7 protein-coding genes are annotated in these 6,162 nt (G+C 44.3%); 4 read left to right on the top strand and 3 right to left on the bottom strand.

The window, feature by feature from the left end:
• Positions 1–371: 371 nt before the first annotated feature.
• Entirely contained in the window at positions 372–590 is a 219-nt protein-coding gene (locus tag L0J61_RS08350) for a DUF2788 domain-containing protein (protein WP_301465989.1), read from the top strand.
• Here L0J61_RS08350 and L0J61_RS08345 read toward each other — a convergent pair whose 3' ends face one another.
• The 3 genes from L0J61_RS08345 to cmoA are packed head-to-tail and all read right to left on the bottom strand — an operon-like array spanning position 591 to position 3,706.
• The gene (locus L0J61_RS08345) at positions 591–1,781 is read right to left on the bottom strand and encodes a DUF1176 domain-containing protein (protein WP_301465990.1); all 1,191 of its coding nucleotides are present in this window, start codon (positions 1,779–1,781) and stop codon (positions 591–593) included. It abuts the gene before it with no gap.
• A gap of 30 nt (positions 1,782–1,811) precedes the next feature.
• Positions 1,812–2,858 carry a tRNA 5-methoxyuridine(34)/uridine 5-oxyacetic acid(34) synthase CmoB gene (gene cmoB / locus L0J61_RS08340; protein ID WP_301465988.1) on the bottom strand — a complete coding sequence of 349 codons (1,047 nt, stop codon included), beginning with the start codon at positions 2,856–2,858 and terminating at the stop codon, positions 1,812–1,814.
• 50 nt (positions 2,859–2,908) lie between these two features.
• Positions 2,909–3,706, bottom strand: a complete 798-nt coding sequence (gene cmoA, locus L0J61_RS08335; RefSeq protein WP_301465987.1) for a carboxy-S-adenosyl-L-methionine synthase CmoA — start codon at positions 3,704–3,706, stop codon at positions 2,909–2,911.
• A gap of 294 nt (positions 3,707–4,000) precedes the next feature.
• On the opposite strand from cmoA, the gene msrA reads away from it, so the two are divergent.
• The 3 genes from msrA (at position 4,001) to L0J61_RS08320 (ending at position 6,052) form a co-directional block, all read left to right on the top strand.
• The gene (msrA, locus tag L0J61_RS08330; protein ID WP_301465986.1) at positions 4,001–4,522 is read left to right on the top strand and encodes a peptide-methionine (S)-S-oxide reductase MsrA; all 522 of its coding nucleotides are present in this window, start codon (positions 4,001–4,003) and stop codon (positions 4,520–4,522) included.
• Positions 4,523–4,635: 113 nt separating this feature from the next.
• Positions 4,636–5,295, top strand: coding sequence for a thiopurine S-methyltransferase (gene tmpT, locus L0J61_RS08325; RefSeq protein WP_301465985.1), 660 nt, complete (start codon positions 4,636–4,638; stop codon positions 5,293–5,295).
• Between the two features lie 40 nt (positions 5,296–5,335).
• Complete coding sequence (locus tag L0J61_RS08320) at positions 5,336–6,052, top strand: DUF1499 domain-containing protein (protein WP_301465984.1); 717 nt, start codon at positions 5,336–5,338, stop codon at positions 6,050–6,052.
• The last annotated feature ends 110 nt before the right edge of the window (positions 6,053–6,162 follow it).

Genomic DNA, 6,162 nt, shown 5'->3' with positions numbered 1-6,162 from the left:
AACTTTGGACTTCTTTTTTATCTTTTTTTTGAGCGCTTATCCCGAACTGGGGTTATAAATATAACAATCTTTGCACTTTATTGCACCATTTGCACCCAAATTAGTACCAAAGTCTTACCGTTATGCCCATTGTGGTTCATTATTTGCGCATGACTTTGTTCATGATTTTCACGACTTTACTCATGACTTCATTGAAGATCAAAACATTGCCTCTTCTATTTATGGCACATTATTTTTGAATCACGAGTCTTTTAATAGTTCACAGTGTGCTTCAGACAATCCACATAAAAGTGGTACAATAAAGGCATTAAGTAGATGGCACGTTACTAGTTTGTAGGATTATGCCATTTTATAGTTTATAGGATTATGCCATGTTTGCTATTGCTGCCAGTACGGTCACCAGTTGGGGGCTTTACGTTTTATTGCCAATTTTCATCGCGTTTTTGTTTTTTATTATGTGGGATATTTCTAAAGAGTCAAAAGCTGGGCGCGCTGGTACTTTTTGGATATTTTTAGCACTTGGCGCAGGCTTTGTGGGCTTTTTGCTCAAGCTACTGTTAGAGGTCGCCTTTAAAAAGTGGCTGATATAGTCAGCGCTTATCAGCTTCTATGACTTCGCTGGTGTAGGTTGGTATAACCCATGCACCGCCCAAGTCTATTAATCGACACAGTCCTGAGGTTTGCTCAAGTTCTTTTACGAACGTCTCTCCATTCCACACCCATGCTGCCATTGACCAACAGTCGCCCAAGCCCCTGCTTTTATGCGATGCAAATATTCGACCCTGGGAGTAGTCAGTGGCTGCTGTGGTAATCAGCTGTGGCTGGTGAGGATGCTGATGATCGATGAGCCAATAGCCACTCGCTTCATTATAAGCACCTCTCCAGCAGAGATGACTCGCTAGTGTGTGCTCAGCATCTACTGGTATAAACGCCCAATCAAACACGGATCCATACTCAGACATCATTTGATGTGTTTTGGTTTTTGGGTTGACCAGCTCGCACTCTCCCATCACCTCCTCTGAACCTATTAGCTCCTCAGCATCAATACCGACCCACTGATCGATATTCTCTTGAAAATAAGTCAGTCTAGAAGGGCTCAGCTGCTTATGCTCTTCATCCGAGTACGCTGGTGCTTTTCTAATGATAGGCCTTGGTTTAGCAGATTTTGGCGTCTGCTTGCTAGCGTGGTTCTTGCTCACCAAAGCCAACGGTGTACCGACACGACCTTGTACATCGTCAATTTTTAGCAGCACTGCGCTCAGGCCCTTATCAGATACCTGCCATTGGTGCTCACCGAGCTTAAATACTATTTTGCTGTTTGTATTAGCGTGATTAACAAGCTGTACGGTTTGCGATTGAGTTAGCTCGCTAACCTCACTGTCGTCTGATACAGGTGCAACGTTTCCATAAAATTTATCATTCAACCACAATTCAATCGGCTGTTTGAACGCATCAGCTGGCGTAGCCGTCCCCCCATCAGATGAATACCTATCCCAATGGCTTAACAAAACTTCTGTGCTCGGTACTTCCTCACCTGCCTTTAGTGTCATCAGGATACTGGCTCGACGTTCGGCTGACTCATCGCTATAGCCCGCCGCTCTACAGGTGAGCGTATTATCACAAGCCACTTGCCAATCATTTTTGACAAAGCCGCCACCTTTGAATGGATCACCGTAAGCATCGGACGCCACAGCAGGCAGCGACAATAAACTGGTGGTGATCATAGCCATCATTGTTTTCACAATATTCGTTTTCACGAGCCCTGTTTTCACAGTATCCATTTTCACAATCTTTTTTCCTTGTTTGAATGGCTATTTTTTTGCAATCAATGTCGCACGCATCGGTGCAGGATAGCCCTCAATGGTTTTTGTCGCATCATCAGGGTCTAAAAAATCTGCTAACGAATGATAAGTCATCCACTCGGTTTGTCGCTGCTCATCCGTCGAGGTCACTGCCACATCCACGCAGCGAACATCTGAGAACCCTGCTTTTTCAAGCCAGCCGATGAGTGCCGCGACTGACGGTAAAAAATACACGTTGTTCATCTGAGCGTATCGGTCGTGCGGCACGAGTACAGAGTTGGCATCACCTTCGATAACTAAGGTTTCAAGCACCAGCTCGCCACCCTTTACTAACTGACCTTTTAGCTGCTGCAAATGCTCAAAGGGTGACTGACGATGATAAAGCACGCCCATGCTAAATACCGTATCAAATAATTGACTATGCGCTGGCAACGCTTCTAGCGGTACAGGGATATAATGTGTACGATAATTGCCTGTATCATGTGCATCTGCGTCACCAACAAAATGACGTATCGCCATAAACTGATGGTAAAACAAGCATGACGGATCAACGATAATAACCGTATCCGCGCCTACCCCTGCCATACGCCAGCCGTGATAACCAGAGCCACCGCCCACATCGAGCACGCGCCGACCTTTTAGCGTACCTAAATGCGGCGCGACCCGTTGCCACTTCCAATCACTGTGCCACTCGGTATCTATCTTGATACCCGACTCATCATCACCAATTTGACCACCAATCTGAAAAGGTCCTTTGCGCCACGGCATCAGTCGTTTTAATAGCGCTGTTGCTTGCTTACGTTCAGAACTGCTCAGCGACGCTTCAATCGTCAAGACATCACTATTCAAATCGACACCGTCGACTTTTAGGTCAGGCAAGCGATCCACTGACGCTTTGTACGCTGGTGCATGTGCGTAGTTGGCTTTGTCTTTTATATCATTTAGCCAAGTTGGTAATAGCTTGAGCCACTCATAAGCGATCGGCTGCTGCTGCGCCAGCTCTAGCAAGGTTAGATATAGTTCACGTTCGGCGTTGATGATAGTGTCGTTGAGCATAAAAGCAGGTTACCGTGTTGATTGAGAAATAACTGTATAAAAAGTAAGGATTATTTAAACGCCACCACAGACACAAAATTCAAAAACTGAAACCATGTCAGATGACGTTTAAAACCAACATCACTCAAACGTGCATGATGCTCGTCTAAGGTGTCCGTAATGAGCACGTTCTCTAGTGCATTACGCTTGCCGCTAATTTCCATTTCGGTATAACCATTGGCACGTTTGAAGTCATAATAACGTTCCACCAACCACGCATCATACTGCTCATCAAAAGCGTGAGTCTTTTCAGTCAAGACCAATATACCGCCTTCGCTCAATGCCGCATAAATCTTCTCTAATACCGCCACTCTATCGGCGGCGGGCAAGAACTGTAGCGTTAGGTTTAAAATCACCATGTCGCAGGGTTCGAGCTCCACATCGCGAATATCTGCCGTGATCACTTCGATATCGTGTTCAGGATAGTTCTCACTGAGTAACGTAGTCGCCTCTGTCGTCATCGCTGGTGAGATATCAATCGCTTTAATCTGCAAGTCTTGCGGCTCAAACTCGCCTGCCAACGTCATACTCGCTGCCCCCAATGAGCAACCCAAATCATAAATACGGCTAACACGTTGCCCATTGCCAGCTTGCTGACGATACTTACAGTGACGACGGGCAAATACGGGTAGCATCGCCAGTACCTGACCATAACCGGGCACACTGCGACGAATCATATCAGGAAAACAAGCCACCACCTGCTCATCAAAAGAAAAGCGCGACGCTTTGTCCAGTGGCGTGGTAAATGGTTTGTCAAATAGCGTGTCATGCTTGACAGTAGGCTTAGATTGGCTCATGGGGCGACTCATTTTTAGATAATAGAACTTAAATAGAAAACACTTAGTAGTTTGGCTTATCACTGTTGGTTGATAAAATCGTTAGTTGATAAATTAGTTGATAAATAAGCAACGTAGCAAAAGCCCATTATAACATTACTGTTTGTTACTTATCGCTTTTGGCTTGCCTGCTAAGCTGAATAACCTATCAAGCGGAATAACCTGTTGAGCGGAATAAGTAGTGCCAAAGGTAATAAGACGTTGAAAAACGACAACATCACTACCAAATATAGCGCTTACCCATATTTATAATAATAGGAAAAAATTATGCAAACGATCGTATTAGGCGGCGGCTGCTTTTGGTGCACCGAGTCAGTGTTTCTGTCCGTAAAAGGAGTACAATCTGTCGTATCAGGTTATATGGGCGGTGATGCTACCTCCGCCAACTATGAAGCGGTCTGTAGTGGATCGACTGGCCACGTGGAAGTCATCAAAGTCGAATTTGATGAGTCTATCGTCCCGTTAGAGGTCATACTTGACGTCTTCTTTGCGACTCACGATCCTACCACGATGGATCGCCAAGGCAATGACGTTGGCAGCCAATATCGCAGTGTGGTGTTTTATACCGAAGACAGTCAAAAACCGACCGTTGACCGCACTATCAATAAACTACGCGACATGGGTGTTAATGTCGTCACAGAAGTACATCCTGCCATTGAGTTCTATCAAGCAGAAGAAGTACATCAAGACTTTTTTAACAGAAACCCAGGACAGGCTTACTGTAACTTTGCAATACCACCAAAGCTCGCCAAACTGCGTAAAAAGTTTAGCCAATATATGGTGAGCTAGACGCTAGAGTACTGGTTGATATGCTACGAGAGCCAAGGGTTGATACGCTTGGCTTTTTTATTGCATTTAACGGTATGATAGTGCTGATATATTGACACTATAGAGAATATTATATGAATTCTGAATTTTGGCAAACTCGCTGGCAAGAAGGTCGTATTGGCTTCAATCAAACTCACTTCAATTCATTGCTAATGAAATACTTTTTAGCTTTAAAACCACCTGTTGGCAGTCGGATTTTAGTACCTTTATGTGGCAAATCGATCGATATGGTTTGGCTAGCTGGACAAGGCTATGACGTTATTGGTATTGAATTGATAGAAACAGCCGTACAAGCATTCTTTGCCGAGCAAAATATACAACCTACTGTCCATCAGCATGCAGACAATCCAACAATCAAATACTATCAAGGCCAGCTGTCGGGGCAAACCATCACTTTATGGGTCGCGGATATTTTTGGCCTGACAGCGGATGATATTGGTAGTGTTAATGCTGTCTATGATAAAGCCGCATTGATTGCCCTACCAGCTGATATGCGCGTACAGTATAGCGAGCAGATACGTAAAATTAGCGGCAAAGCTTCACAATTATTAATCACGCTTAATTATGACCAAAGTAAAAAAAATGGACCTCCTTTTTCTATCAATGGCGAGCAATTACAGCAATATTATGGCGATCACTATCAAGTTATCGAACTCACTAGCGAATCGGCTTCTATAGGCTCCGCCTCTGACTTAACCGTGACAGAGCATGTATGGTTGTTAAGTGATAAATAGAATATACTTCGCGACTACCAAAGCATAAATGAGCGTCCTGATGAAAATTTTAGTCAGCATAATAAGTTTAATCGCGTTTTTGCTGGTTGCACTACCAGCACCACTTCATAAATTCGGGTTTTTAGACTTAGGCACTGCAATGACAGGGTTTAGGTTCGGTCTGTTTGTTGGTATTGCGGCTCTCGTACTACTTGCTATCCAAGTTATATTCAAACGTAAAACGGTCAGCCTTGCTAGCGCAGCAATAGCCGTTATATTTTCTGCAATTGCTATCGCTCTGCCACTCGGTATGATGAATAACGCCAAAAGCGTACCGCCGATTCATGACATTTCAACCGATCTGGTGAATCCACCTGAGTTTGTCGCGATTGTACCACTACGTGCAGATGCGTCAAATCCAGTCGAGTACGCAGGTGCAGAAACTGCTGAACAACAACGCACTGCCTATCCTGATCTACAGACGTTGACCTACTCTCAATCAAAACCTGAATTAATTGAAGCAGCCAAGCAAACCATGGAAAATTTAGGCTGGGAGCTTGTCAATACTGATGCTGACAAAGGCATCATTGAAGCCACAGATACCACCACTTGGTTTGGTTTCAAAGATGACGTTGTAGTGCGTGTAACCGATAATGGTGGCGAACGCTTGGTCGATATCCGCAGTAAATCGCGCATCGGTAGGAGCGATATGGGTAAAAATGCGGCGCGGATTCATGGCTTTATTGACGAGTTAAACTCTGTGATAGAACCGTCGTAAACATTACAATATTTGATACATCAGATGAAGCGACTGCTGAGCCTTTCCTAAAAAGTGTGTAACTGCTTATAATCCACTAACAGGAGAATAAGCAATGACTAACCAATCTG

The organism is Psychrobacter sp. (genome assembly GCF_030457785.1).
Lineage (GTDB): Bacteria > Pseudomonadota > Gammaproteobacteria > Pseudomonadales > Moraxellaceae > Psychrobacter.
Note: the sequence above shows the minus strand (reverse complement) of the source record. Positions and strands in the feature narration are given on the sequence as shown.

What these genes read in the sequence shown, in the direction of transcription:
- cmoB (WP_301465988.1), bottom strand. Translation starts at nt 2,858, where the DNA reads ATGCTCAACGACACTATCATCAACGCCGAACGTGAACTATATCTAACC.
- L0J61_RS08345 (WP_301465990.1), bottom strand. Translation starts at nt 1,781, where the DNA reads ATGGATACTGTGAAAACAGGGCTCGTGAAAACGAATATTGTGAAAACA.
- cmoA (WP_301465987.1), bottom strand. Translation starts at nt 3,706, where the DNA reads ATGAGTCGCCCCATGAGCCAATCTAAGCCTACTGTCAAGCATGACACG.
- msrA (WP_301465986.1), top strand. Translation starts at nt 4,001, where the DNA reads ATGCAAACGATCGTATTAGGCGGCGGCTGCTTTTGGTGCACCGAGTCA.
- L0J61_RS08350 (WP_301465989.1), top strand. Translation starts at nt 372, where the DNA reads ATGTTTGCTATTGCTGCCAGTACGGTCACCAGTTGGGGGCTTTACGTT.
- L0J61_RS08320 (WP_301465984.1), top strand. Translation starts at nt 5,336, where the DNA reads ATGAAAATTTTAGTCAGCATAATAAGTTTAATCGCGTTTTTGCTGGTT.
- tmpT (WP_301465985.1), top strand. Translation starts at nt 4,636, where the DNA reads ATGAATTCTGAATTTTGGCAAACTCGCTGGCAAGAAGGTCGTATTGGC.